Raw genomic sequence first — 213 nt, 5'->3', positions numbered from 1 at the left:
ACGGCGATCGTTCTCCTGCTCGAGGCTCGGCACTCGCACAACTCGGCAGACCCTCGGCTCGCCACGTTCCAGCGCCATCAGCGTGCGCAGCAGCGCCGCCGCATCGAGGCGATCCGTCTTGGCGCGGCGTGACCGGCGGTCGACCAGGATGCTGGCCGCGTCCAGAACCTGATTGTCGATGCCGCGGTCGCACAGGAAACGATGCAGCCAGAA

At 67.6% G+C, this 213-nt stretch carries 1 pseudogene; it reads right to left on the bottom strand.

The window, feature by feature from the left end:
• A pseudogene (locus AU465_RS32630) lies at window positions 1-213 on the bottom strand (IS110 family transposase); the annotation flags it as partial.

Origin of the sequence: Mesorhizobium silamurunense, assembly GCF_014843905.1 — a bacterium.
In the GTDB taxonomy this organism is placed as follows: Bacteria; Pseudomonadota; Alphaproteobacteria; order Rhizobiales; family Rhizobiaceae; genus Mesorhizobium; species Mesorhizobium silamurunense.
The sequence above is the reverse complement of the archived record's forward strand: the minus strand, read 5'-3'. Positions and strand labels throughout refer to the sequence as shown.